The organism is Streptomyces sp. NPDC091387, from assembly GCF_044756945.1.
In the GTDB taxonomy this organism is placed as follows: domain Bacteria; phylum Actinomycetota; class Actinomycetes; order Streptomycetales; family Streptomycetaceae; genus Streptomyces.
In genome coordinates, this window is sequence record NZ_JBIVTZ010000018.1 from 111,303 (window position 1) to 136,220 (window position 24,918).

A 24,918-nucleotide genomic window follows, 5' to 3' on the forward strand; every position below is an offset into this window, starting at 1 on the left:
TGGGCGGGGGGGGGGGCGGGGGGGGGGGGGGGGGGCCCCGGGGGGGGCCCCCCCCCCGCCCCCGCCCGGGGGGGGGGGGGGGGCCGGCGCCCCCCCCCCCCCCCCCCCACGAAGGGGGTTCAGCCGGTCGGGAGGTTCCACCGCTGGTTGGCGCCGCCGTTGCAGTCCCAGAGGACGAGGGCGGTGCCGTTGGCGGTGTTGCCGCCGGGGATGTCGAGGCAGCGTCCGCTGCCGGAGTTGACCAGGGCGCCGTTGCTGACGGTCCACCGTTGGTTGCTCTGGCCGTTGCAGGTCCACAGGCCCACGGGCGAACCGTTGGCGGTCGCGTTGCCGACCACGTCCAGGCACAGTCCGTTGACGGTCGCCGAACTGTTGGCGACGGTCCACCGCTGGGCGCTGGAGCCGTTGCAGTCCCAGATGTCCACCACCGCGCCGGCCGTGGTGGACGCGGTGTAGTCGTCCAGGCACTTGGCGGTGTTCAGCGCCGAGGTGACGGGACCGGTTCCGACGCCGGTGCCCCCGCCGGTGCCGGGGGTGATGGACAGGTTGTCGAACTGGTCGGTGCGGTAGCCCTGGATCCCCAGGCCGGCCTGACCGCTGGAGAAAGCGGTGTCGCTGACGGATCCGATCTGACGGTCGTCGACCTTGGCACTGATCTGCGATCCCTGGAAGGTGAGGGCCAGGTTGTGCCACCTGCCGGTGCCCAGGGCGGTGGTGGTGCCGGTGGCGAGGGTGTGGTTCGAACCGTCGGTGTACATCTTCTCGATCCACCACTTTCCGGTGTCGCGGATGCGCAGGTAGTACGCGTTCATGTGCGACTGCGGCCGGGCCTGCGTGTTCGCGCGGCCCAGCAGCTCGGTGGTGCCGGCGCTGCTCAGCAACACGTCGGAGCTGACGGTGTAGTTCGTCCAGGACGTGTCGCCGATCAGGGAGTACGCGTCGGAGTCGTCCTGCCACTCGATCGGCTTGACCGGGGCCATCTGCTGCACGCACTTGCCCGACCGGCCGCCGGCGCACGGCTGGACCTCGTAGGAGCCCTGCATGTCGGAGAGGTACTTCGCCTCGGTGCCGTCGGCGTTGGCGTCGAAGTTGTCGGCGTAGGGCAGCGCGAGGGCGTGGGCCGCCGGGGCGGTCGCGGCGCCCTTGCCCGCGCTGTTCAGGGTGCTGGCGGTGTAGATCCAGCCCGGCTGCATCGTGAGTGTGTACGTCCCGTTGTTCGGCGTGATGTCCTGGGTGTGGACGAACGCCTGGCCCGAGGGGTTGTTGACGTTGGTCGCCCAGACATGGACGGTGCCGGTCGACAGGCCGCCCTGCACGCGCAGGTCGACCGTCTGCGAGGAGTTGGAGGTGGTGGTCTCCAGGATCGTGGAGTAGTCGTTGCCGGTGTTCGACTTCAGCGTCACGTAGGAGCCGTTGGTCTCGGACCCGCCGAGATATCCGGAGGCGTTGTCGATGAACCGCCAGCCCGGTTTGGTGAACTGAGTGACCTGCGCGGTGGCCCAGGTGCTCGAACCGATCGAGTAGTGCCCCGACCAGGGCGAGCCGGCGGTGGCCAGACCGACCGTGGAGTAGGGGAGGTTCGGGGTGATGGCGGCGATCAGCGGCCAGTTGTAGTAGCTGGTCATCCGCGCGTCGGTGTAGCCCCGGGTGATCGCCCGGATGAGGGCGGGGGCCCCGCTGTCCATGTCGTTCGACCCGCCTTCGCTGGCCCACAGCGGCTTGCCACTGTTGCGCGCGGTGGTCGTGGTCGAACAGGTCGTCGCGATGTTGTCGTTGCCGTAGCCGCAGGGGTAGTGGGCCCCGATCACCGACACGGCGTTCTTGAACGCCGTGTTGGCGGCCATGTCGTCCGCGACGTCCCAGCCGCTGTCGTCGGCGACCAGCTGCACGCTGCCGTAGCCGGCGTCGTTCAGCGCGGAGCGGAGCTGGATGTACCAGTCGACGTTGTGGCCTCGCTCGTTCCACCCGCCGAGGTACTTGATGTTCAGGCCGTGCTGTTTGGCACAACCGAGCCATGAGATCAGGTAGTTGATCGTATCCGTCGACCAGAAGCCGCCGTTGATCCAGCCCGGCGCGGTCCACGCGAGCCCGTACAACGCGATGTCGGTGTTGCGGGCCTTGGCCTGCTCACCGAGCCAGAACTCATAGCCGGCGTTGCAGTTGATCCGGCCGCGGGTGTGCTCGATCGACGGCTCCGATCCGTCGGTCGAGTTGGCGTCGCCACCGATCTCCAGCTTCAGCGACTGAAGGGCCGCACCGTATCCGGGCTTGAACAGGTAGTCCAGGATCTGCGACCGCTGGGCGGCCGGATAGTCGATCAGCAGGCGGGAGTTGCCCCCGCCGCCGCTGATCGCCCCGATGCCGTCGAAGGTCCGGCCGCTCAGGGTGCCGTCCACCGTGATGGACGTGGTCGCGGCCTGGGCGGGACCGACCGAGACCCCGAGCGCTGAGGCCACCAGGGCCAGTATCCAGAGTGGAGTAAATCGCAATAATCGGCGCATGGATCATCCTTCACCGTGGGGCGGCGGTCGGCGCCGGCTCGACCGAGCGCGGCGGGTATCGCCGGTAGAATGGGGCACAGTGTGCTGTCTTGTTTCTTTTCGGGTCAAACTTTGCGACAAAGAAATAAGTTCGCACTTCGCATATTTCACCATCACAGCGACGCGCAGGTCACAGCCGTACGCGCCTCCGTCGCGCAGCCACGACCGTTGGGCCGGCGCTCCGGGGTTCATCGGCCCGACATCCCCGCACGCTCCGGGCGACCTGATCGAGTTCGTCGATCCAGGACTGGACCTTAGTTGCCGGGGCGGAGGCGGGCAGTCCGGTCATGTGCAGAGCCATCGGCAGGAGCGCCGTGGTCGACAGCCTGTGGCGCCAGTGTGCGAGGTTGCGAGGGCGGAGCGGGGTGCGTCACCGGCCGATCGAAGACGTGTGAACGTGGGAACCATCCACGCTCGCTCTCCCGTTTACGAGCCTGAGGTGATCGCGCCTGGCCGAGGACGGCATCCAAGACGCGTTCCCGTACCCCTGTTGTCCAGTGACGCGGCGTTCGCACGGACCACAAGTGGATCCGTGCGAACAGCCCGTTCGATCACGAGCGATGGTCACGGATCGGTTCGTCAGGCCACCCTGACGCCGGAGCCGAGGGTCCACTTCTGGTTGGCGCCGCCGTTGCAGTTCCACAACTCCAGGCCGGCGCCGTTGGGGTTGGTGGCCCCGGTGACGTCGAGGCAGAGCCCGGACTGGACGCCGGTGATCGTGCCGTTGGAGTTGACGTTCCACTGCTGGTTGGTGCCGCCGTTGCAGTCGTAGATCTCAACGTGCGTACCGGCGGTGGTGGCGCCGCCGTGGACGTCGAAGCACTTGCCCAGCACCTTCAACGTTCTGGCCGAGGAACTGTAGGTGATTTTCTGGTTGGCGCCGCCGTTGCAGTCCCACACGTCCAGCTGAGTGCCGTTCACCAGGGTGCTGTTCGGGTCGTCGGCACAGCGACCGGAGAGGCCACTGGTCAGGTTGCCGCCGACCGGAGTCGCGGAGCCGGACGGGGTGACCTTGAACAGCGCGGACTCGTGCGGGGCCAGACTCCGGCTGACGGAGTTGGTGAGAGTCTCGTTCGACTTGCCCCAGAGGTTGCGCACGGTGGCGGAGCCGCTGAAGCCGAGGTCGGAGAAGTTGGCCGTGACGGTCTCTTTGCCGGCCCGGTCGGAACGGTTGAACAACGCCACCGTGTAACTGCCGTCCGGGTTCTTCTGCCTCGTGGCCCACACCTGCAGATCGTTGTTGTTCGAGATCTGACTGGCCACCACGGAGTCGGTCTGGTTGACGTTGGTCACCTCGGCGTTCTTCAGCATGTTGAGGTCGCCGGCGTCCAGGTTGGTCAGGTCGCTCCCCAACATCATCACCGACCGCGTGATCGCCCACAGAGTGATCACGCTCTGCCGCTCGTTCACGGTCAGACCGTTGTGGTCACCGTTTCCGACCTCGATCGAGTCCGGGTCGTTCCAGCCACCCGGACCGGCGTACTGCCCCCACTGAGCCAGGCTGGCCCAACGCGGCCCAACGTTACTCCAGTTGGTGAGGGTCGAGCAGTAGCACTCGATGTCACCTCCCGTCCGCCAGCTGTTGGAGTACTGCTGCCAGGTCTTGACGTTGTTGATGTCCAGGGTGTTCGACAGGCCGAGGTGGATGGTGCGACCGGTCTGGTTCAGCGCCTTCGACCAGGCGATGACGTCGTCCTGGTCGCTGGTGTGCACGCCGTCGATCTTGATGTAGTCGACCCCGTAGGAGGCGAACAGGTTCGCCCACGAGTTCACGAACGCCTGCGCCGCGGTGGGGTTCTTGCCGTAGTCGATGAAGTACATGACATCGCCGAACCCGCCGTAGTTCGACTCGAACGTCGTCGTGCTCGAGACGATGTCCCGTGCGTGGTACTGCGTGCCCTCGATCGGGGTGTTCTGGTCGTACGCGGCCTTCGGGATGCCCGGCGTCACGTACATGCCGAACTTCTCGCCCAGGCCGTGGATGAAGTCGCCCAGGTTCTTCATACCGCTCGGGAACTTGCCGGTGTCGACGACCCAACGACCGTACTGGTCGACGGTGGTGCCCGGGTTCTTGATGTAGTAGTCGTCCAGGTTGATGTACTTGTAACCGGCCGACATCAGGCCCGAGTCGTGCATCGCCTGAGCCTGGGCCTTGATCTTGGCCTCGGTCGGGTTGTTTCTGACGGAGCTCCAGCTGCTCCACCCCATCGGCGGCGTCCGCGACGCCCCGTTGTCCTGGGCTTGCGCGGGCGTCGAGCCCGTCAGGGTGGAGAAGAACAGCGACGACGCCAGGGCAACCGTCGCGACGAACGTGCGTTTGGACATGCCTCTCCTTAAGTCGATTTACTTCGCGTCAGGAGTTTCGGACTGTTCCGTATTGAGCCCTAGTGTTCGATCGGGTGTCAATGCGTTCGACCAAGTGGACTCGATCGCACAAATTCAATCAGCTCAGGGGCTCGCGTTGCGGCTAGTTGTTGATTGGTGGGCCGTTATAGCTGGTCAAATGGGCTCTATGGGGGTGGTGCTGTTCCAGTGATGCGGGCTTGAGAGGCCTGGTGTTGATGGGGGCGAGATGAAACCGTGCGAGACGTGGTCGCGACCATGTCCCGCGGGGCGGGGCGGCGATCCGAAGCCTCCGCGGGACCTTGCGAACGCCGGGCGGGACGAGCCGGAAGCCCTCCTTTTCACCCGCCACCCGCGGCACACCGCATCCACGAAAGCCGCCGACAACTCCTCGCCGCCGGCCCTCGTCGCGCCAGTACCGCCTGGTCGCCCCGGTCCGCTGACCGGCCACGAAGCCCTACCGGCCGGAACCACAGCTGCCGTAACAGTGTGTAGTCGTGGTCGTTTCCGTCAACGCTGCACATACAAATAAGCAGGGAGTCGAGCGGGGTCAATTGGTCATCGAGGAATGATCAGGCCCTGACATGGCGAAGAGTCGGAATTCCAAGCTTGTTTGTCGCTGCGAACATGGACAGCGACGCGGGGCGGGCGTAGAACGTGTCTGCCGTTGCTCTCATTCCAACTCTGTGACTTCCGCTGAATTCGCGCTGTACCCGCGTTCGACGAGATCGCTCCGGTCGGCGACCGACCACTCTCGACCCAGCTTTGAACATCACGTCATGGAGGCGCGATGTCGCTCGAAAGGCCGCCGTGACCGATACGGTCAGCAGCGGCCTCAGCGTGTCCGCCACATGCGCCGCTCGCGCCCGTCGGCCTTCCTGTTGCCGCTCCTCCCTCTGCCACACTGCGATGATGGCCGAGCCATTGACGGTGGGTCTGGGGCACCCAAACTGACCAGTGCTTTTTGACAGCGTCATGTCGGGCGCCGTCGTCTACGCCACCAGCGGCACCGCCGCTGACGAGGGGGTCGTGCGGTGCAGAACCTCATGATGCCGGGCCTGGCGGGCCTGGGCGGCAATCACACTTACACCGCCGTCGAGGGCTCGGCCACCGGGTACTCCCAGGACAGAGGCAATGCCCAGGGCGCCGCTCCCGGCCCTCGGCTCGACAAGCTGATCTCGTCGCGGTCGTCCTACCGCCATGTCCGCACGCAGTGGGTCACCGGCCGCCCCAAGTGCAAGTTCTCGCCGTACGCCTGCGAGATCCGCGACGGTGCCGGTGGCACCAACCTGGCCGAGGGAAAGGCAGCCACCACGTCGCCGTCGACCGAACCCACTCCGACAGCTGGTCGGCGGTCGGCCTCGGCGGCAGCGCCGCCTTCGATCAGGTGACCTTGAGCTGGGTGTCCGCGGCCGGCAGCACGTACAGGGTGCAGGGCTCGGCCGACGGGCTGGACCGACCTCCCATCCATGGACGCGAACGGGGAATTGCGCGACGGCATGGTTGGCGCTGCATGACTCCGTCCTGCCACGGAAGTGGGCGTAGGCGGCGGAGCGCCGGGTGAGTCCTTTCCAACCTGGCCGTGGCAGAAACGAGTTGGACGCTCCCGCGTAACGACGAGGCTCCTGTGGACGGTGGTACGACCAAGATTCACCCTCTTGCCAGGAGCCTTGCGTGCCTGTCTGTCCGTCGTCGATCGACCTGTCCAGTCGCACCCTGCGGTATCTGGCTGGACACTCACCTCCCGGCGGCGGGAGATCGGTACGCGGTGGTGACGGCCGACGCCAGGGCGTCAGGCACTGCTCGTCCTCGCCCACCCGCGAGGTGGTGACACCTACGCGCAGCGCCGCAGGGTTCGGTATCGGGATCGCGACCGCCTTCCGTTACGTACGCGAGGCCGTCGACGTCCTTCACCACGCCCCAACATCAGGTTGGAAAAGGCTCAGTGGCAGGTCTCTGATCCGAAGGTGGTCATCTATCAGGGAGCCTGCGGCGACGGGCGCTGGGCGATGCGATCTCGCGTCCTGACGGTCGATCCCCCTCCCACGGCGAGGGTGACGCTTCGCCGGCGCCCGCTCCGGGCCGACCTGTGGCTTCTGCAAGTCGCCTACGCGGCAGGCGTATTGGCGCCAGGGCGCCTTGGCGGTGGACCGTGCGGAGCCGCTGTCGGGAACGGCGGTGAGTCATATCGCGCTCCAAAGTTGTTTGTGGCCGAGAACGTAGACGCGGCTGTGAGACGGGCGTAGAACTACGCCTGCGATCGATTGCGTTGCAAATTGGTGGCTTCTGTTGGAATCCGTCGGGACGAGGCAGTTCAGATCCGCTCCGCTCGACGACCTCTCGGCCCACCGAATCTCGGCTCACATCATTCACGCCATGGAGGCATCATGTCGGCTGTCGACCCGGACAGAGACGTCGTCACCCCCGCCGCTGCTCACACCCGCAGGAGCCTGCTCAAGGGCATGGGCGCCGCTGGTCTGACGGTGGCGGCGGGAGGTCTGCTCGCGGCCTGCGGAGACGACTCGGATTCCGGTGGGGCGGGCAAGCCGGCCGGTCCTGTGGCCGGCAGCACGGTCACCTTCGGGTCGAACTACTCCGACCCCGCGACCAAGGATGCCTTCGCCGCTCTCACCGCTTCCGCGGGCGCGTCGACCAAGGTGAAGGTCAAGATCAACACGGTTGACCACAACTCGTTCCAGCAGAACATCACCAGCTATCTGCAGGGCACACCGGACGACCTCTTCACCTGGTTCGCCGGGTACCGGATGCAGTACTTCGCGGCCCAGGGCCTGGCCGCGCCGATCGACGACGTGTGGGAGAAGATCGGCGGCAACTTCGGCCCCGTCGCCAAGCAGCTCTCCACCGGCCTCGACGGACGCCAGTACCTCGTCCCCCTGTACAACTACCCGTGGGTCGTCTTCTACCGGAAGAGCCTGTTCGCGGAGAACGGCTACACCGTGCCCACCACGTGGGACGCGTACTTGACGCTCTGCAAGACGATGAAGTCCGACGGACTCATCCCCATCGCGTTCGGCGAGAAGGACGGCTGGCCGGCGCTCGGTACGTTCGACATCCTCAACATGCGGCTCAACGGGTACGACTACCACGTCAAGTTGATGAAGCACGAGATCCCGTGGACCGACCAGGGCGTGCACACGGTCTTCCAGCACTGGGCGGAGATGATGCCCTACGTGCAGAGCGGCGCGAACGGCCGCACCTGGCAGGACGCGGCCAAGACGCTGGAGTCCAAGAAGGCCGGGATGATGTTCCAGGGCACCAACCAGGTGGCCGCGCAGTTCGTCAGCGACAAGTCGGACCTCGACGACCTGGACTTCTTCCCCTTTCCCGGGATCAACCCGAAGTGGGGCCAGGACTACATGGACGCGCCCGCGGACGGCTTCATGCTGAGCGCCAAGGCGAAGAACCCCGCTGCCGCGAAGGCCGTCCTGGAGTACATCGGAACGGGCGAGGCCGAGGCCGAGTACCTCAGGACCGACCAATGGGACGTCGGGCTGGCCAAGGGCCTGAAGGTGCCCTCGTACAACGCCATCCAGCAGAAGTCGGTGGCCGAGATAGCCAAGTGCAAGGCCGTCGGCCAGTTCATGGACCGGGACGCGGATCCCGCCATGGCCACCGCGATGATCTCCCTCATCCAGAAGTTCATCGGCGACCCCAGCACCAAGAACATCGCCTCTCTGCAGAAGAGCGCCGAATCCCAGGCGAAGGCGATCTACACCGGATGAGCACCGTGAACCGCACCCACCGGCTGCCGGCGCGGCCCGGCCGCCCGATCGTCCGGCGCAAGCGACGGCGCCTGCAACACCTGAACACCCGGGACCGTATCGTCGTCGCCGTGCTGCTGGGGGTCCCCCTTCTGCTCAGCCTGGCCTTCGTGTGGTTCCCGGCGCTCGGCACCGTACTGCTGTCGTTCACCCGGTGGAACGGCGTGGGGGACCTGCACACCAAAGCGTGCGACCCGGCTCTGCCCTCGATTCTCAACAACGGATGTGTGACCGGCGTCCAGAACTACCACCAGGCCGCCACCAACTACCCGGAGTTCTGGCCCGCGGTCCAGCACAACTTCATCTGGCTCGCTGTCTTCGTGGTGATCGCCACGCCGCTCGGGATGGTGTTCGCGGTCGTCATCGACCGAGGCATCAGGGGCAGTCGCATGTACCAGAGCATCCTGTTCCTGCCGGTCATGCTCTCGCTGGCCCTGATCGGCATCATCTGGGAGTTCATGTACTCGCAGAACTACGGCGTGATCAACACCGTCATCGGCCGTGCCGGGGACGACAACGCCATCGACTGGCTCGGCGACCCGGACCTGAACCTGTGGGCAGTCCTGCTGGAGGCCACCTGGCGGCAAGCGGGGTACGTGATGGTCCTGTACCTGGCCGGCCTGAAAGCCGTCGACCCGACGTTGCGGGAGGCCGCCCGGATGGACGGCGCCAACGCCTGGCAGACCTTCTGGCGCGTCGTCTTTCCCGTGATGCGCCCGATCAACGTGGTCATCATGGTCATCACGGTCATCGAGTCGCTGCGTGCGTTCGACCTCGTCTACATCACCAACAAGGGCATCAACGGACTCGAACTGCTGTCAGTCCTGGTCACCTCCAACATCGTCGGTGAGACCCAACGGGTCGGCTTCGGATCCGCGCTCGGCGTCGTACTGCTGCTGATCTCGCTGTTGCCGATCTGCGTCTTCCTCCGTCAGACCTTCCGCAGAGAGGGAGCACAGTGAATCCGCAGACGCGCCCGGGGGCCACCGGGCCGGTGCGCCAGGTCGGCAAGGCGCGCCCGAGAGGCCAGGTTCTCGCGCAGATTTTCCTGGTGAGCGCGTCCGTGCTGTGGCTGCTGCCGATCGGCTTCGCGCTCTACGCCGCGCTCCGTCCGTATTCCGACACCCGCGAGCACGGGTACGTCTCGCTACCGCACAGTCTGACGCTGAGCAACTTCAGCGACGCGTGGTCCCAGGCGGACATGGGGCGGTTCTTCTGGAACTCGATCCTCATCACGGTGCCGGCGGTCCTCATCGTGCTCGCACTCGCCTCCGGGGCGGCGTTCGTTCTCACCCGGGTGAACATCAAGGTGAACGTGGCCCTGCTCATCCTGTTCACGGCCGGCAACCTGCTGCCCCAGCAGGTGATCATCACACCGCTCTTCAGGATGTACCTGAAGATTCCACTGCCGACTTTCCTTGCGGAGAGCGGGTTGATGTACAACTCCGCCTTCGGTCTCATCACCATCAACGTGGCCTTCCAGCTGGGATTCTGCGTCTTCGTGCTGAGCAACTACATGAAGTCGATCCCCGGAGACATGTACGAGGCGGCGCTGGTGGACGGGACGAGCCTGTGGACCCGCTTCTGGCGCCTCACGATCCCCTTGTGCCGCCCGGCCCTGGCGGCCCTGGCCACTCTGCTGACCACCTGGATCTACAACGATTTCTTCTGGGCCATCACGCTGATGTCGTCCGGCGACAAACGCCCGGTCACGTCCGCCCTGGCCAACCTCCAGGGGCAGTTCGTGAGCAACCAGAACCTGATCGCGGCCGGCGCGATGATCGCTGCGATACCGACCCTGGTCGTCTACGTCCTCCTGCAGAAGCAGTTCATCTCGGGGCTCTCCCTCGGCGCCAACAAGGGCTGAGAGCCAATACGCCGACCTGCCGGTCCTGGGGCTGTACGCCTGCGCGGACGGTGCTCCGGCGGCGGGCCCGCAGGGAGGCGAGAGACACCTCCGAGGCCGGGCGCCAGGGGAGGCCTCCCTACGGTTCCGCACGCCGGGACCGGTCACACGCTCCCAGGAACGAGGATGAAGAAACATGAGATCTCGATGGATGGTGCCGGCACTGGCCCTCGCCGTCGGTGCCGGACTCGCGGTGCCGCAAGCGGTGGCGTCGCCGCACGAAACCGGTACCGCGGCGGTACGGGCCGCCGCGGTACCGGTGGACGCCGCCCCGACGCTGGACAACGGCCTGGCCGTCGACGCACCGCTGATGGGGTGGAGCGGCTGGGGATTTCTGCAACGGGACCCCACTGCGGGCAAGTTCAAGGACCAGGTCGACGCCCTTGTGTCCAGCGGGCTGAGAGACCTCGGCTACGACTACGCGAACATGGACGACTTCTGGTACAGGTGCCCGGGGAGCCAAGGGCCCGACGTGGATGTCAACGGCCGTTGGGTGACCGACGGTTCACTGTTCCCGGGCAGCGGGACCAAGGACGGCATGGAGGTCCTCGCCGACTACGTGCACGGCAAGGGGCTGAAGTTCGGCCTGTACGTGACACCGGGCATCTCCGCCCAAGCGGTGGCCAAGAGGACGAAGATCGAGGGTACCTCCTACACGGCGGACCAGATCGCCACGTCGACCAGCGCGAGCAACTTCAACTGCAAGGGCATGCGGAACATCGACTTCAGCAAGCCCGGGGCACAGGAGTTCATCGACTCCTGGGCGGACCAGTTCGCCGACTGGGGCGTGGACTACCTGAAACTCGACGGGGTCGGTCCGTCGAAGACGGCCGATGTCACGGCCTGGTCCGAGGCGTTGCAGCAGACCGGCCGGCCGATCGCGCTGAACCTGTCCGCGAGTCTGTCGGCCGCCAACGGACAGACCTGGTCGGATCTTGCCAACTCCTGGCGAATCGACGGCGATATCGGGGCCAGCCCGAAGGGCTACAGTTTCCCGCTCACCAGCTGGGCCAACGTCTACAAGAGGTTCGACGACGCGGCCCTGCACCAGCCCAACGCGGGGAAGGGGGGATGGAACGACCTCGACTCGTTCGGCGTCGGCAACGGCGAGAACGACGGCCTCACCCCACCGCAGCGACAGACGAACATGGCGCTCTGGGCGCTGACGAGCTCCCAGTACATGCTGGGCGCCGACCTGACCCACCTCGACCCTGCCGACAAGGAACTGCTGGCCAACAAGAGGCTCATCGCGATCGACCAGGACGGCATTCCCGCCTCCCGGTTCATCAAGAGCGGGAACGAACAGGTCTTCGCCAAGCGTGAGAAGAACGGCACCTGGTACGTCGGTGTCTTCAACACCGACGTCTCCGCCAGCCACACCTTCAGTCTGCCGCTCGCCCAGCTCGGGCTCAGCGGCCAGGCGAAGATCACCGACATGATCAACAACGACAAGCCGCTGGGCACCGTCAGCACCTACACCACCAGCGTGGCCCCCGGAGGAGTGGCCCTCGTGGCAGCGGTCCCGACCTCCGGTACGGGTGGCACCGGCGCTCTGGTCGGCGCACAGTCCGGCAAGTGCATCGACACCGCCGGCGGCAACGTCTACTTCCCCGGCACCAAGGAGCAGATCTGGGACTGCAACGGCGGCCTCAACCAGCAGATCTCACCGACCTCCAGCGGCGAGCTGCGCACCATGGGAGCCACCGAGTGCCTGGACGTCTACGAGAACGGCACCACCCCGGGGACGAAGGTCTCGCAGTGGAACTGCCACGGCGGGACGTCCCAGAAATGGACCGTGAACAGTGACGGCACCATCGTCGCCCAGAAGTCCGGTCTGTGCCTCGACGTGAAGGGCGCCAAGACCGCGAACGGCACCGAACTGCAGCTGTGGACCTGCAACGGCAATGCGAACCAAAGGTGGTCCTGGGACTACTAGGAAACGTGGTGGTACCGACCGACCCGGCGCCCCTGCCCGCTGCACAGCGGGCGGGGGCACCATCGGACGTACCACCCGCTCCGCCGGCCTGCGGTCACGGGCCGGTCGGGTCGGCGCACGATGCCCCCCGTCCGATCACCAGAACGGACGGGGGCATGTCCGCCGGAACAAGGTCGCCGCGTACTTCTCCGCTGTGTGGCCGCATAGTTCCTTTCAAGCCAAGAAATCCGCAGCGCCTTTTGCGTGACGTGTTTGTGCTCCAGAACAAAATGCCCGTGGATACGCTGCCGACATGGAGTACGAGATCCCTACAGCCTGGCCCGCCCGACGGCGCATGCCGGACCTGGCCGCCCTCGACGTCTCCACACATCGCGCAGTGGTCGCCGCCGTCGACCGCCTGCGCACGCTGCGAGACGTTTTCGCCGACCGTCTGCTCACGCTGATCCGTCGGCATGTCCCCGGCTACGCCGTGCTTCCGGACGAGGAGATCCGGTCTTCCGGCCGACGTTTCATGGACATCCTCGTCTCGGAGCTTGCCTCGTTGAGAGTCCCCGACGAGGCCCTGCGCGAAATCCTCCGCAGCTACGCGGTCGAGCGCGCCGGCCAAGGCGTCCCGCTCGACGTGGTCACCGTCGGCTACCAGCTCGGTTCCCGGGAGATGCTCGTGCTGGTGGACGAGGTGGCCGCCGAGGTGGGGCTGCCCCCCGACCTCCTGCTCGCTGTGCACGACAGCACCTGGGAGTTCTCGAACGAGGCGTCCGCGGTGTTCGCCCGGGTCCAGCATGATTTGATCCTGGAGCGCGCGCACTTCGACGCCGAACGCCGCTCGGCCTTCGCGAGCGGCGTGCTCAGCGGAACCCTCGCGGCCGAGCGGATCAACCGTGATGCCCACCTTTTCGGGCTCGCCCCCCAGGCGCGCCACGTGGCCCTCGCTGCCCGGACGGCGTCCGCCGACGAAGCCGGCGCGGTCCGCCGCGCCATCGCCTCCGTCCTTCGCCTCCCGGCGGACCGGCTCCTGATCGCCCAGGTCGGAGGGGCACTTGGCATCATCGCGCCGGAAGCGCCCGCCTCCGTCGTCGGTCACCTCGTGGCGGCCGGTACACCTCTGCCGCTCGACGAGCTCAAAAGCGGGTTCGACGAGGCAGTCCTGGCGCTGTCGACCGCAGAGCGGTTCGCCATGTCCGGCGTCGTAAGCCTGCCCGACCTGGGGCCGCGGCCGCTCGTGCTGGCCGACCCGCACACCGCAGAGGCCCTCTCCGCCCGCCACCTGGCACCGCTGGACGCCGCAGGGCGGTCGAGCAGTGAGATCGAGCAGACTGTGCGCGAGTACCTCGCATGCGACCATGAGGTGCGAGAGGTCGCCGGCCGGCTCGCCGTGCACCCGAACACCGTCCGGTACCGGGTGAACCGGTTCCAGGAACTCACCGGGCTGAACCTGCATCACACCGAGGACCTGGTGACCGCGTGGTGGCTGCTGAACCGACGACGTACCTGAGCCGATCCGCCCCATGACGTCGGCAGCGAAGACGCAGTCGATCCCGCCTCCGCACCCGTCGTGAACCGACGGGGTGCGGAGGCGGGATCGACGGGCCTGCCGGGGGACCTGGTCCACCCGAGTCAGGCAGACCCGCTCAGGACCCTCGGGTCGGACTGTTCTGGCGGATACCCGTCAAGGCAGGGCCCACTTCTGTGCACTGGTGTTGTTGCACTCGTAGATCTGCACCGGGACGCCCACCTCGACGGAGGCGGCCGGGATGTCGAGGCACTTACCGGAGCCCGTGTTGAGCAGAGCGCCGTTGGACTGCGGCTGCCAGATCTGAGCCCCGGAGCCGTTGCAGTCGTAGATGCCCACGGGGGTCTTGTCGGCCGTACCGGCGGCCTTGACGTCGAGGCACTTGCCCAGGACCCGGAGCGTGTTGTCCGCGCCGAGAGTCCACTGCTGGGCCGTGGTGCCGTTGCAGGTGTAGGTCTGCACCGGGTTGTAGTTGGTGGTGGAGGCGGCACGGTCGTCCAGGCAGAGCGAGGACGACAATCCGGAGATGATGGGCCCGGACCTGCTGGGCTTGACCACGGACCAGACGAACGCGGTGCTCCCCGTCGCTCCGGTCCCGTCGGTGGCGGTGACGGTGACCGTGCTCGTACCGGCCGACTGGGCCTTGCCGGAGATCGTTCCGGTGCCGGAGTCGATGGAGAGGCCGGCCGGCAGCGCGGAAGCGCTGTAGGTGAGTTTCTGGCCGGAGGCCGAGTCGGAGGCGCGCACGGCCAGCGTTGCCGAGCTGCCCACCAGGCTGCTCATGCCGGACGGGTTGCTCACGGTGACGGTGTTGCCGGTGGCCGTCGACGTGACCTTCAGGGTGCCGGCGAGCTTGTTGCTCGCGGAGGAGTCGCTCACGGAGATGCCGTAGCTCCCGACGTCGGCGACCCACTTGTGGGCCTGGGTGTCCCAATGCGACAGGTCGCGCAGGGAGACGGGGAAGGTGACCTGCTTGCTCTCGCCCGGACTCAGCTCCACCCGCTGGAAGCCCTTGAGCTGTCTGCCGGGCTCGCCGGTGGTCGGCGAGGTGACGTAGAGCTGGGCGACCTCCGCTCCGGCCCGGCTGCCGGTGTTGGTGACCGTCGCGCTCACGGTGGAGTCGCCGTGCGCGTCCGGGCCGCTGACCCGCAGGCTGCCGTAGCCGAACGTGGTGTACGACAGGCCGTAGCCGAAGGGGAAGAGCGGTTCGATGCCCTTGCTCTGGTACCAGCGGTAGCCCATGGCCAGGCCCTCGCTGTACTGCACGCGGTCGTTCTGCCCCGGCCACTGGACGGCGGTGTTGGCGGGCACGTCGTTCAGCGACCTGGGGAACGACACCGGGAGCTTGGCGCTCGGGTTGACGTCGCCGTACAGCAGTGCGGCTATCGCGGTGCCCTCGCTCTGGCCGGAATACCAGCCTTCGAACACCCCGGCCACCTGGTCCAGCCACGGCATGGTGACGGCCGAGCCGGTGTTGAGCACCACGACGGTCCGCGGGTTCGCCGCGGCCACCTGCGCGATCAACTGGTTCTGGTCACCGGGAAGCTCGATGTCCTTCAGGTCCGAGCCCTCGGAGGTGTCGGTCTTGGCGAAGACCACCGCGACCGAGGACTTCTTGGCGAGTGAGACGGCCTCGCTGATCGCGCTGTCGGTGTAGTCGGCCGGCGTCCAGGACAGGCCGAGCCGGCTGTCCCCGGACTTGTTGTAGTAGTCGATCTCGATCGGGACGGATTGCCCGGCGGTCAGACGGACACTGGCGGACCGGTTCTGGGTGCCTTGGTCTCCCCACTGGTCGACCAGCTTCTTGCCGTTCAGGATCAGCCTGCTGCCGTCGTCGCTGGTGGTGGCGAAGGTGTACACACCGGTCGCCGGGGCCTTGAGGGTGCCGGTCCACTTCGCGGACCAGTTGTTGGAGTTGACGCCCTGGCCGGGGCTCGCGCCGCCCCACGTGTAGTCCAGGGAGGTGGTGTTCTTGGTGAGTACCGGGGAGCCGGAGAGGGTCGTGTTGTTGTAGAACTGCCCGGTGAGGCCGTCGCCGCTGCCGGAGGTCGGCTTCAGTGCTCCCGCCGGTACACCGGCCAACGTCGACGCGGCCGTCGACCCCTGGGCGTACTGGACGGTCACCCCCGAACCTGCTCGCGCGGCGATGCCCTGCTGCGGCGACACCACGGAGTCGGCGTGCACGGAGGCGCTGCCGCCCCCGGAGTTCTGCCAGCTTCCCAGGACCGCGACCGACGAGCCCTTGGTGGCGCTCAGTGGCAGGACGCCGTTGTTCTTCAACAGCACCGTGCCCTTCTCCGCCACCTCCGTCCCGGTGGCCACATGGGCCGCGGTGCTCACGCGGGCGCCGGTCGAGCCCGAAGGCGCCTTGTCGAACAGTCCGAAGGTGAACATCTCGGTGAGGACGCGCCCCACCATCGTGTTCAGCGTGGACTGCGTGACGGAGCCGTTGGCCAGCGCGGTCTCCAACTGGTCCCCGTAGTAGTTCCGGTTGCCCATCTCCATGTCCATGCCGGCGTTGGCCGATGCCGCGGACGCGTGGGTGGCACCCCAGTCCGCGGTGACGAAGCCCTTGAAGCCGAACTGGTCGCGCAGGACCGTGGAGAGCAGGTTCTTGTTCTGGCAGGCGTAGTCGCCGTTGACCGTGCTGTAGGAGCACATCACCGAGGAGGGCGCGCCCTCGCGTACGGCGGTCTCGAAGGCCGGCAGGTACAGCTCCTGCAGGGTGCGCTCGTCGATGTCGACGGCATCGCTGGGGCTGTTGCGGTAGGTCTCCTGGTTGTACACCGCCAGGTGCTTGAGCTGCGCCATCACGCCCTGGCTCTGGACGCCGTGGATCACCGACGTGCCCATCGCTCCGGCCAGGTGCGGATCCTCGCCCATTGTTTCGAAAGCCCGCCCGAAGCGGGGGTCGCGGACCAGGTTCACCGTCGGTCCGAGGTCTACCTCAGACCCCTTGCCCGCCTGTTCGGCACCCACCACCGCGCCGTACTCCCGCGCGGCGGCGGTGTCCCAGGTGGCGGCCGCGCTGACGGCGGAAGGCAACTGCGTGACGCCGGTCAGATGCTGGCCCACTCCGGACGGGCCGTCCTCCAGGTCCAGCTCGGGGACGCACAGTTCGGGGATTGCCTGGACCACGCCGGCGTAGGCGTTGCTGCCGGTGCCGGCGATCATGGTCAGCTTCTGGTCCTGTGACATCGAGCCGAGCAACTGCGACACCCGGTCGCCGACCGGCGCGCCGGAGCCGACCCAAGGACAGGCGGCGGCCGCCGCAGTGGCCGGAGGTGCGATACCGGCTTGACCGAAAAGCCCCGCTGCTACGAGAGCGCCGCCGACTGCGGCGCTCGACCAACGGTTCCGTTGCATGAGATTTCTCCGTTTCAAAACGCGCTGATGACGTGGCCGTCCGCAGCTCAGGACGGAAGACGTCAGGACGGGACAGAGCACCGTGCGGTCACGGCGTGATGGTGGTGCGCGCCGGATCACCGTCGAGGTGCTTGCGGCGAGCGCGATTGAGCTCGTCCGGACAGCACCGGACCTCGAACCGCAGAAGAGCGACCCGGGGGGCGGTGGCCATCGATGTCCGGCCGGTGCTGATCGCACAACGGGTTGTGGACCTGGCGGCCGGTCAGTGCCGCCGTGAAGCCCGTCGTAAGGAACGCCCTCCGCTTCGATGGAGGGACGGTGCACAGTGTGCATTTATGTTTCTTTTAAGGTCAAGACACAAGACGAAGAAACAGTTCTCAACACTCGCAGGGCCAACGCGAGTTGCAGGCGAAGTGGGGTTTCGCCACCGAAGTTCATATCTGTGAACGGCCGGTGGACGGACTGAGCTCGCGGCGGGTGTCGCCCGTTGGTGCTCGCAGCCTTGACCGTCTGGCCGACCACGCCTAGCGTCACCCTCTGCCGAGTTCATGTTGCAGATGGTTGTTCATATCCGTGAACTTACGAGATGGTCTCAGGCGCCTTTGTCGACGCGAGGCGCTTGCCACCCGAGGTATCCCCCACATCCTCCCGGAGGCACTTCATGAACGAACTTCCAAGTCGGCGGCTGGTATTGGGCACCATGGCTGGAGGGGTTCTCGGCACCTTCGTCGCCGGCGGTTCGGCCGTCGCGGCTTCGGCCTCGCTGGAGAGCTACGCCCCGCCCGCTCGGCGAGTCCGGCTCGACCTGAACTCCGGCTGGCGATTCCACAAGGGCGACGTCGAGGGAGCGGAGGGAGCGGGCTTCGACGACAACGCGTGGAGCTCCCTGAGTGTCCCGCACACCTGGAACGCCCTGGACGGGGCCGACGGTGGCGGCTACTACCGGGGAGTCTGCTGGTACCGGAGGCGTGTCACGGTGCCGGCCGACCTTTCGGGGAAGATGCTCTTCCTCCAGTTCGCCGGGGTCAACCAGGTGGCCGATGTCTGGATCGACGGCGTTCACGTCGGCCGGCATCAAGGGGGCTACTCCCGCTTCCGGTTCGGTGTGACAGGGGCGCTCGAGCCGGGAAGGACCGGAGTGCTGGCGGTCAGAGTGACGAACGCGCACAATGCCGACATCGCCCCGCTCGGCGCCGACTACACCTTCCAGGGCGGCATCTACCGCAACGTCAGCCTGCACGCCGTCGAGAAGCTCGCGGTTCGGATGCTCGACTACGCCGGTCCCGGCGTCTACCTGCGCCAGCGCGAGGTCACGGCGACCTCGGCAGCGGTCGACGTGCGGGTGACCCTCTTCAACAACCACACCACCAGCCGCTCCGTAGCGGTGCGTGCCGTCATCACCCACGCCAACGGCACCGTCGTGGCAGACCGGAGCACCGCAGCGCGGACGCTCGGCTCCGGCAGTGGTACGGACATCGTGCAGACCCTCACCATCGCCAATCCGCGCCGCTGGAACGGCCTGACCGACCCCTACCTCTACAGTGCCCACGTCGAGATCCAGGACGCGGCCGCGGACGTGATCACGGATGTGGTCACCGAGCCGCTCGGGCTGCGAAGTTACAGCCTCGACGCCGCCAACGGCTTCACGCTCAACGGCCGTCGCCTGAGCCTGCACGGCGTCAATCTGCACCAGGACCGTGCCGTCACCGGCTGGGCCGTCACCGACGCCGACCACGAACAGGACTTCGCCCTGATCAAGGAGATCGGGGCCACGGCGGTCCGGATGGCCCACTATCAGCACGATCAGAAGGACTACAACCTCGCCGACGCCACCGGCGTGGTGGTGTGGGCGGAGATACCTCTGGTGGACGCCATCACGGACTCGGCCGCCTTCACCGCGAGCACGCAGTACCAACTCCGTGAACTGATACGCCAGAACTACAACCATCCGTCGATCGTCTTCTGGGGCATCGGCAACGAGCAGCGCAGCGACAACGCACCCACCAACACGCTGCTCGCCCAACTCGCCGCGCTCGTGAGGAGCGAGGACCCGGACCGCATCAGCACCTACGCCAACAACCTGGGCAACGACGCCCAGGTGGCGAGTCACGCGGACACCACGGCGTACAACAAGTACTTCGGCTGGTACGGAGGTTCCTTCGACGACGTCGGGGGATGGGCCGACAAACTGCACGCGGCCTCGCCGAACCGCACGTTCGCGTTGTCCGAGTTCGGCGCAGGGGCGAACCCCGACCAGCACGCGCTCGACCCGTCCGCGCCCAGTCCGGGAGGGGCGTTCCACCCGGAGGAGTACCAGGCGCTGCTGCACGAGGCGTCCTGGAAGCAGCTCGCCGCGCGGCCCTTCGTCTGGGGCTCGTTCGTCTGGAACATGTTCGACTTCGCCTCCGACGGGCGCAACGAGGGCGGCCGGCCCGGGATCAACGACAAGGGCCTGGTCACCCGCGACCGGCTGATCCGCAAGGACGCCTTCTTCTGGTACAAGGCGAACTGGTCCCCGGAGCCGACCCTGTACATCACCAGCCGCCGCTGGACCTCGCGCACCGAGGCCGCGGCCGAGCTGAAGGTCTACTCCAGTGCGGCGACGGTCTCCGCCGTGCTCAACGGCGCGCCGCTGGCCAGCCGGAGCAGCGCGGACCACATCTTCAAGTGGACCGGGCTACGGCTGCGCCCGGGGGAGAACATCGTCACCGTCACGGCCTCCATCGGCGGTACGACGTACACCGACAAGGTCACCTGGACCTTGGCTTCCGGCGCGCCGGGTGAGGGCTGATCGACGTCGGCGGATGGAGCCGAGGCCCCGGTCGTGCGCGCGGCTCAATTGGCCTGCGGTACAAGCCTAGTTGGAGATTTGTGTATTTCTGTGCGGAACGTTGACCTTCAATTCAACAGCTCTCCACACTGTCTCGCACTACCCCCCCCCATGAACGGAGATCACCGTGCACAGGAGCAAGTTCAGAAGTCCTCGGCTCTTAGTCATGTACCTGCTGGCAGTCTGCCTGTCCGCGGTCGTTCTCCCCGCGGCGCCGGCGCACGCTGCCACCACCACGTGGACGGTCTCAGGTCCGTTCGCGAACGCGCCGCTCTCCGCGCAGGTCAGTCTCGACAGCGACGGCGGCTCCCTGCGCTTCGCGGTTTCCCGTCAGGGAGCCACGGTGCTGAGCCCCGCCCCCATCGGGGTGCAGACCACCGCCGCCGACCTGACCAAGGGCCTGGCCTTCACGGGCCGCAAGGACCGGACGGTCACCGAGGCCTACACGATGACGACGGGGAAGTCGCGCTCGCGGCAGACCGCCTATACCGAGACCACCCTCTCCTTCACCGGGACGGGCGGCGCGCGGCTGGACGTCCTGGTGCGGGTGTCGAGCACCGGCGCCGCGTACCGGTACGTCCTGCCCGGCACCGGCAGCGTGACCGTCCAGCGGGAGGCGTCCTCGTGGGAAGTGCCGGGGACGGCGAACGCCTGGCTGGTTCCGGCCAGTCGCGAGGACCAGGGGCGGTGGTTCCGTACGACCGCGGGCGGCGCCCCGGCGGACACCTACGCCGTGCCCGCCCTGTTCCAGATCGGCTCGACGTACGCGCTGCTGGCCGAGACGGACATCGACGGCCGCTACGCCGGAAGCCGTCTCACCCATCAGGCGGGGTCCGGGAACTACGCCACCTCGATCACGAACGCTCCCGTCACCGCGACGCTGCCTCTGGCCACGCCGTGGCGCACCGCAGCCGTGGGAGACCTGGCCACCGTCACCGAGTCGACGATCGTCGACGACCTCGCCCAGCCGTCCAAGGTGAGCGACACCTCCTGGATCAAGCCGGGAGCGTCCGCCTGGTCCTGGCTGACCGAGCACTCGAGCCCCTCGGACCCCGCCCGCCAGCGCAAGTACATCGACTTCGCCCAGCACCACGGCTGGGACTACGTCCTGGTCGACGAGGGCTGGCAGTCGAGCTGGATGCCGGACCTCGTCAAGTACGCCGACGCGCGAGGCGTCAAGGTGATCGCCTGGTTCAACTCCTCCGCCCTCCAGACGGCCGAACAGCGCGCCAACTGGCTACCACTCGTCCAGAGCTGGGGCGTGGCGGGAGTGAAGATCGACTTCAGCTACGAGTACACCCAGCCGACCCTCAAGTGGTACGACACCGTGCTCGCCCAGACCGCCCAGCTCAAGTTGCTGGTCAACTTCCACGGCGCCGGAACCCCGCGAGGCATGCAGCGGACCTGGCCGCACGTCATGACGGGGGAAGCGGTCTCCGGCGCCGAACAGCAGAGCAACCGGGCCGCCTTCAACACACTGCTCCCGTTCACCCGCAACGTCGTCTCCAGCATGGACTTCACCCCCGTCGTCTTCAGCATGAACAACCGGGACACCACCGACGCCCACGAACTCGCGACGGCGGTCGTCTTCGAGTCGGGCTGGCAGCACTACGCGGACAACCCCGAGAGCTACCAGTCCCGGCCTGAGGCGCTGCGCATCCTCGATCAGCTCCCGACGACCTGGGACGAGACGCGCCTGCTCGCCGGTGCCCCCGGGCAGGAGGCGTACACCGCTCGCCGGGCAGGCGGAAGGTGGTACGTCGGAGGCATCTCGGCCCTCGCCGCGAAGACGTTCCAGACACCACTGAGCTTCCTCGGTGACGGCCGATGGCTGCTGGAGACGGTCCGTGACGGCTCCGGCACGCCGCTGCTCCGGGAGACGCGGGTGGTCTCCCATTCGGACACTCTGTCGGTGCCGATGGCGCGCAACGGCGGCTTCGCCTCCGTCCTGTGCCCCTACACCGAGGGAATGACCACCTGCGGCTCCCCGGACACCGACGGGATACTCAAGGGCCAGGAGTCCGGCCTCTGCGTCGACGTGCCCAACGGCACGCGGACCAACGGGACCGACGTCAGCCTCGCGGACTGCGACGGGGACAGCAACCAGGTCTGGACAGGGACTCCGGCCAGGCAACTGCGGGTGTTCCCCGGTAAGTGCCTGGATGTCGACGGCGGGGCGACCGCGGACGGAACGGCGGTCCAGATCTGGGACTGCAACAACACCGGCGCCCAGCAGTGGACCGCCAGGGATGACGGCTCCGTGCTCAACCCCGCCTCGGGCAAGTGCCTGGAGGCCCGCGGCCACGGCACCTCGACCGGCACCGGACTCGCGATCCGCGGCTGCGACGGGGGAGCCCAGCAACGGTGGGCACGGGACGCCACCGCCGGAGCAGTCAAGGGTGTCGAGTCCGGGCGCTGCCTGGACGTGCCCAACAACGCGACGGGCAACGGAACCCGGCCGGCGCTGTGGGACTGCAACGGCGGATCCAACCAGATCTGGACCTCCTCGGCCTCCAACCAGCTCAGGGTCTACCCCACCGAGTGCCTGGACGTCCGCGACGGTGCGAGCACCGACGGAAGCGCGGTCATCATCACGGACTGCACCAACGGGAAGAGCCAGGAGTGGCGTGTGATGTCCAGCGGGTCCCTCGTCAACGTGGCGTCCGGGAAGTGCCTGGACGCGTACGACCGAGGCACCGCGAACGGCACCCAGGTGATCATCTGGCCGTGCAACGGGGCCGCCAACCAGAAATGGAGCCGCGGCTGACCGACTCACCCCATCCCGCACACGTCCTCGCTGTTACCCGCCCCTGCGGGACGACACATTGGAGCCGTACATGTCCCATGAACAGCACAGTTTCCGACACCGTCTGGTGGCCGCAACCGCCTCGCTCGCCCTCGCCGCCGGAGGCCTGGCCGGGGCCGCCGCGGTGACTTCGGGAGTCGCCCTCGGAGTGCAGGCCGCCGCCGTGGCCGCCGCGCCGGAGGCCGCCGCCGTGGAGAACGGCCTGGCCCGGACCCCCCAGATGGGGTTCAACAACTGGAACACCACGGGCTGCGGTACGCAGTTCGACGAGGCGATGGTCAAGGGCATCGCCGACCTGTTCGTCTCCGAGGGTCTCAAGGCGGCCGGGTACACCTACGTCAACCTCGACGACTGCTGGGCGCTGCCCTCGCGGAACGCGGCCGGCAACCTGGTGGCCGACCCGGTGCGCTTCCCGAACGGCATCAAGGCCGTCGCCGACTACGTCCACTCCAAGGGCCTCAAGTTCGGCCTGTACTCCAGCGCCGGTACCAAGACCTGCGCGGACAACGGCTTCCCCGGGGGCCTCGGGCACGAGACCCAGGACGCCAACCTGTGGGCTTCCTGGGGCGTGGACTACCTGAAGTACGACAACTGCAACAACACCGGCGTCGACGCCCAGACCCGGTACAAGGCGATGGGCGACGCGCTGAAGGCCACCGGCCGTCCGATCCTCTACAGCATCTGCGAGTGGGGCTCCAACCAGCCCTGGAACTGGGCGCCGTCCCTCGGCAACTCCTGGCGCACCACCGGCGACATCAACGACACCTGGTCCAAGATGATCGACATCGCGCACAAGAACCAGCCGCGTGCGCAGTACGCCAAGCCCGGCGCCTGGAACGACCCGGACATGCTGGAAGTCGGCAACGGCGGCATGACGGACACCGAGTACCGTACCCACTTCAGTCTCTGGTCGCAGATGGCCGCCCCCCTGCTCATCGGGAGCGACATCCGCAGCGCGAGCCCGGCGACGCTGACGATTCTCAAGAACACCGACGTCATCGCCGTCGACCAGGATTCGCTGGGCAAGCAGGGCACGGTGGTCTCCTCCTCCGGCGGACTGGTCGTGATGACCAAGCAGTTGGCCAACGGGGACCGGTCGGTCACCCTCACCAACGAGAACGCTTCCACGGCCACCGTCGGCACCACGGCCGCCGCGGTCGGGATGCCGTCCGCGTCCTCGTACCGGCTCTTCAACCTGTGGTCCAAGGCGGTCTCCTCGACGAGCGGCACCATCAGCGCCTCCGTGCCCGCGCACGGCACGGTGATGTACCGGGTCTCCGCCGGAACCGGCAGCAGCACCGGCACGACCCACCCGCTGATCAGCGCCTCCTCCCAGCGCTGCCTCGACGCGGAAGGCGGCGAGACCACGCCCGGTACGAAGATCGAGATCTGGGAGTGCAACGGCCGCACCAACCAGGCCGTCACCCTCACCGCCGCAGGCGAGCTGCGCCTCTACAACGGCTCGCAGTGCCTCGACGCCTACGACAAGGGGACCGCCCCCGGCACCGTGGTGCAGCTGTGGAACTGCAACGGCGGCGCCAACCAGCAATGGAAGCTGAACGCGGACGGGACCGTCACCGGAACCCAGTCGGGCCTCTGCCTCGACGTCACGGGCGGCGACAAACCGGCGGGCAACGTCAACGGGACCGCGCTGGAGCTGTGGAACTGCAACAGCGGCGCCAACCAGAAGTGGAGCCTGGGCTGATCCCTCCCGCCCGGCCGTTCGACCGACCCGGTACGTGTGCGCCCGACGCGTACGTACCGGGTCACCGGCAGGGGGCCGACGGCTCGGCGCCCTGCCGGATTCAGGAGATCGAAAACGCTCTGGGGGCCCTGACGGCCCACGCCCTCGTGCACCGCCCACCTCGGCGCCCGCACGTGCGAAGCCCCGGCTCC

12 protein-coding genes and 1 pseudogene are annotated in these 24,918 nt (G+C 67.3%); 10 read left to right on the top strand and 3 right to left on the bottom strand.

Translation table 11 applies throughout. The features are described 5' to 3' along the window. Positions 1–119: 119 nt before the first annotated feature. Both ACIQM0_RS31750 and ACIQM0_RS31755 read right to left on the bottom strand, forming a co-directional pair. Entirely contained in the window at positions 120–2,456 is a 2,337-nt protein-coding gene (locus ACIQM0_RS31750; RefSeq protein ID WP_401293304.1) for a ricin-type beta-trefoil lectin domain protein, read from the bottom strand. A gap of 663 nt (positions 2,457–3,119) precedes the next feature. Beyond that, positions 3,120–4,865 carry a glycoside hydrolase family 27 protein gene (locus ACIQM0_RS31755; RefSeq protein ID WP_401293307.1) on the bottom strand — a complete coding sequence of 582 codons (1,746 nt, stop codon included), beginning with the start codon at positions 4,863–4,865 and terminating at the stop codon, positions 3,120–3,122. 1,052 nt (positions 4,866–5,917) lie between these two features. Here ACIQM0_RS31755 and ACIQM0_RS31760 point away from each other — a divergent pair. The 7 genes and pseudogenes from ACIQM0_RS31760 to ACIQM0_RS31790 all read left to right on the top strand — a co-directional run bounded on the left by ACIQM0_RS31760 (position 5,918) and on the right by ACIQM0_RS31790 (position 14,002). After that, the gene (locus ACIQM0_RS31760; protein WP_401293309.1) at positions 5,918–6,274 is read left to right on the top strand and encodes a hypothetical protein; all 357 of its coding nucleotides are present in this window, start codon (positions 5,918–5,920) and stop codon (positions 6,272–6,274) included. 283 nt (positions 6,275–6,557) lie between these two features. Continuing rightward, positions 6,558–6,794: pseudogene (locus tag ACIQM0_RS31765) on the top strand (transposase family protein); the annotation flags it as partial. A gap of 551 nt (positions 6,795–7,345) precedes the next feature. Beyond that, the gene (locus ACIQM0_RS31770) at positions 7,346–8,626 is read left to right on the top strand and encodes an ABC transporter substrate-binding protein (RefSeq protein WP_401293379.1); all 1,281 of its coding nucleotides are present in this window, start codon (positions 7,346–7,348) and stop codon (positions 8,624–8,626) included. Next, on the top strand, positions 8,623–9,627 hold the full coding sequence (locus tag ACIQM0_RS31775; RefSeq protein ID WP_401293312.1) for a carbohydrate ABC transporter permease: 1,005 nt from the start codon (positions 8,623–8,625) through the stop codon (positions 9,625–9,627). Before ACIQM0_RS31770 ends, ACIQM0_RS31775 begins: the two co-directional genes overlap by 4 nt. Further along, positions 9,624–10,532, top strand: coding sequence for a carbohydrate ABC transporter permease (locus tag ACIQM0_RS31780; RefSeq protein WP_401293315.1), 909 nt, complete (start codon positions 9,624–9,626; stop codon positions 10,530–10,532). The genes ACIQM0_RS31775 and ACIQM0_RS31780 overlap by 4 nt, the downstream gene beginning before the upstream one ends. A gap of 175 nt (positions 10,533–10,707) precedes the next feature. Then, positions 10,708–12,507, top strand: a complete 1,800-nt coding sequence (locus ACIQM0_RS31785; RefSeq protein ID WP_401293317.1) for a glycoside hydrolase family 27 protein — start codon at positions 10,708–10,710, stop codon at positions 12,505–12,507. A 292-nt stretch (positions 12,508–12,799) separates the two neighbouring features. Further along, positions 12,800–14,002 (top strand): PucR family transcriptional regulator, encoded by a 1,203-nt coding sequence (locus ACIQM0_RS31790; protein ID WP_401293319.1) that lies wholly within the window; start codon positions 12,800–12,802, stop codon positions 14,000–14,002. Between the two features lie 174 nt (positions 14,003–14,176). Here the strand turns inward: ACIQM0_RS31790 and ACIQM0_RS31795 are convergent, their stop codons facing one another. Beyond that, the gene (locus ACIQM0_RS31795; RefSeq protein ID WP_401293322.1) at positions 14,177–17,218 is read right to left on the bottom strand and encodes a glycoside hydrolase family 3 C-terminal domain-containing protein; all 3,042 of its coding nucleotides are present in this window, start codon (positions 17,216–17,218) and stop codon (positions 14,177–14,179) included. An 868-nt stretch (positions 17,219–18,086) separates the two neighbouring features. Here ACIQM0_RS31795 and ACIQM0_RS31800 point away from each other — a divergent pair. The 3 genes from ACIQM0_RS31800 to ACIQM0_RS31810 all read left to right on the top strand — a co-directional run bounded on the left by ACIQM0_RS31800 (position 18,087) and on the right by ACIQM0_RS31810 (position 24,727). After that, positions 18,087–20,177, top strand: a complete 2,091-nt coding sequence (locus tag ACIQM0_RS31800; protein ID WP_401293324.1) for a glycoside hydrolase family 2 protein — start codon at positions 18,087–18,089, stop codon at positions 20,175–20,177. Between the two features lie 205 nt (positions 20,178–20,382). Continuing rightward, positions 20,383–22,983 (top strand): glycoside hydrolase family 97 catalytic domain-containing protein, encoded by a 2,601-nt coding sequence (locus ACIQM0_RS31805; protein WP_401293327.1) that lies wholly within the window; start codon positions 20,383–20,385, stop codon positions 22,981–22,983. 70 nt (positions 22,984–23,053) lie between these two features. Next, positions 23,054–24,727, top strand: coding sequence for a glycoside hydrolase family 27 protein (locus tag ACIQM0_RS31810; RefSeq protein WP_401293329.1), 1,674 nt, complete (start codon positions 23,054–23,056; stop codon positions 24,725–24,727). The last annotated feature ends 191 nt before the right edge of the window (positions 24,728–24,918 follow it).

Bases quoted from the DNA above. Each gene is read 5' to 3' on its own strand.
- ACIQM0_RS31790 (WP_401293319.1), top strand. From the start codon at position 12,800: ATGGAGTACGAGATCCCTACAGCCTGGCCCGCCCGACGGCGCATGCCG.
- ACIQM0_RS31810 (WP_401293329.1), top strand. From the start codon at position 23,054: ATGTCCCATGAACAGCACAGTTTCCGACACCGTCTGGTGGCCGCAACC.
- ACIQM0_RS31755 (WP_401293307.1), bottom strand. From the start codon at position 4,865: ATGTCCAAACGCACGTTCGTCGCGACGGTTGCCCTGGCGTCGTCGCTG.
- ACIQM0_RS31795 (WP_401293322.1), bottom strand. From the start codon at position 17,218: ATGTCACAGGACCAGAAGCTGACCATGATCGCCGGCACCGGCAGCAAC.
- ACIQM0_RS31805 (WP_401293327.1), top strand. From the start codon at position 20,383: ATGTACCTGCTGGCAGTCTGCCTGTCCGCGGTCGTTCTCCCCGCGGCG.
- ACIQM0_RS31770 (WP_401293379.1), top strand. From the start codon at position 7,346: ATGGGCGCCGCTGGTCTGACGGTGGCGGCGGGAGGTCTGCTCGCGGCC.
- ACIQM0_RS31800 (WP_401293324.1), top strand. From the start codon at position 18,087: ATGGCTGGAGGGGTTCTCGGCACCTTCGTCGCCGGCGGTTCGGCCGTC.
- ACIQM0_RS31775 (WP_401293312.1), top strand. From the start codon at position 8,623: ATGAGCACCGTGAACCGCACCCACCGGCTGCCGGCGCGGCCCGGCCGC.
- ACIQM0_RS31785 (WP_401293317.1), top strand. From the start codon at position 10,708: ATGAGATCTCGATGGATGGTGCCGGCACTGGCCCTCGCCGTCGGTGCC.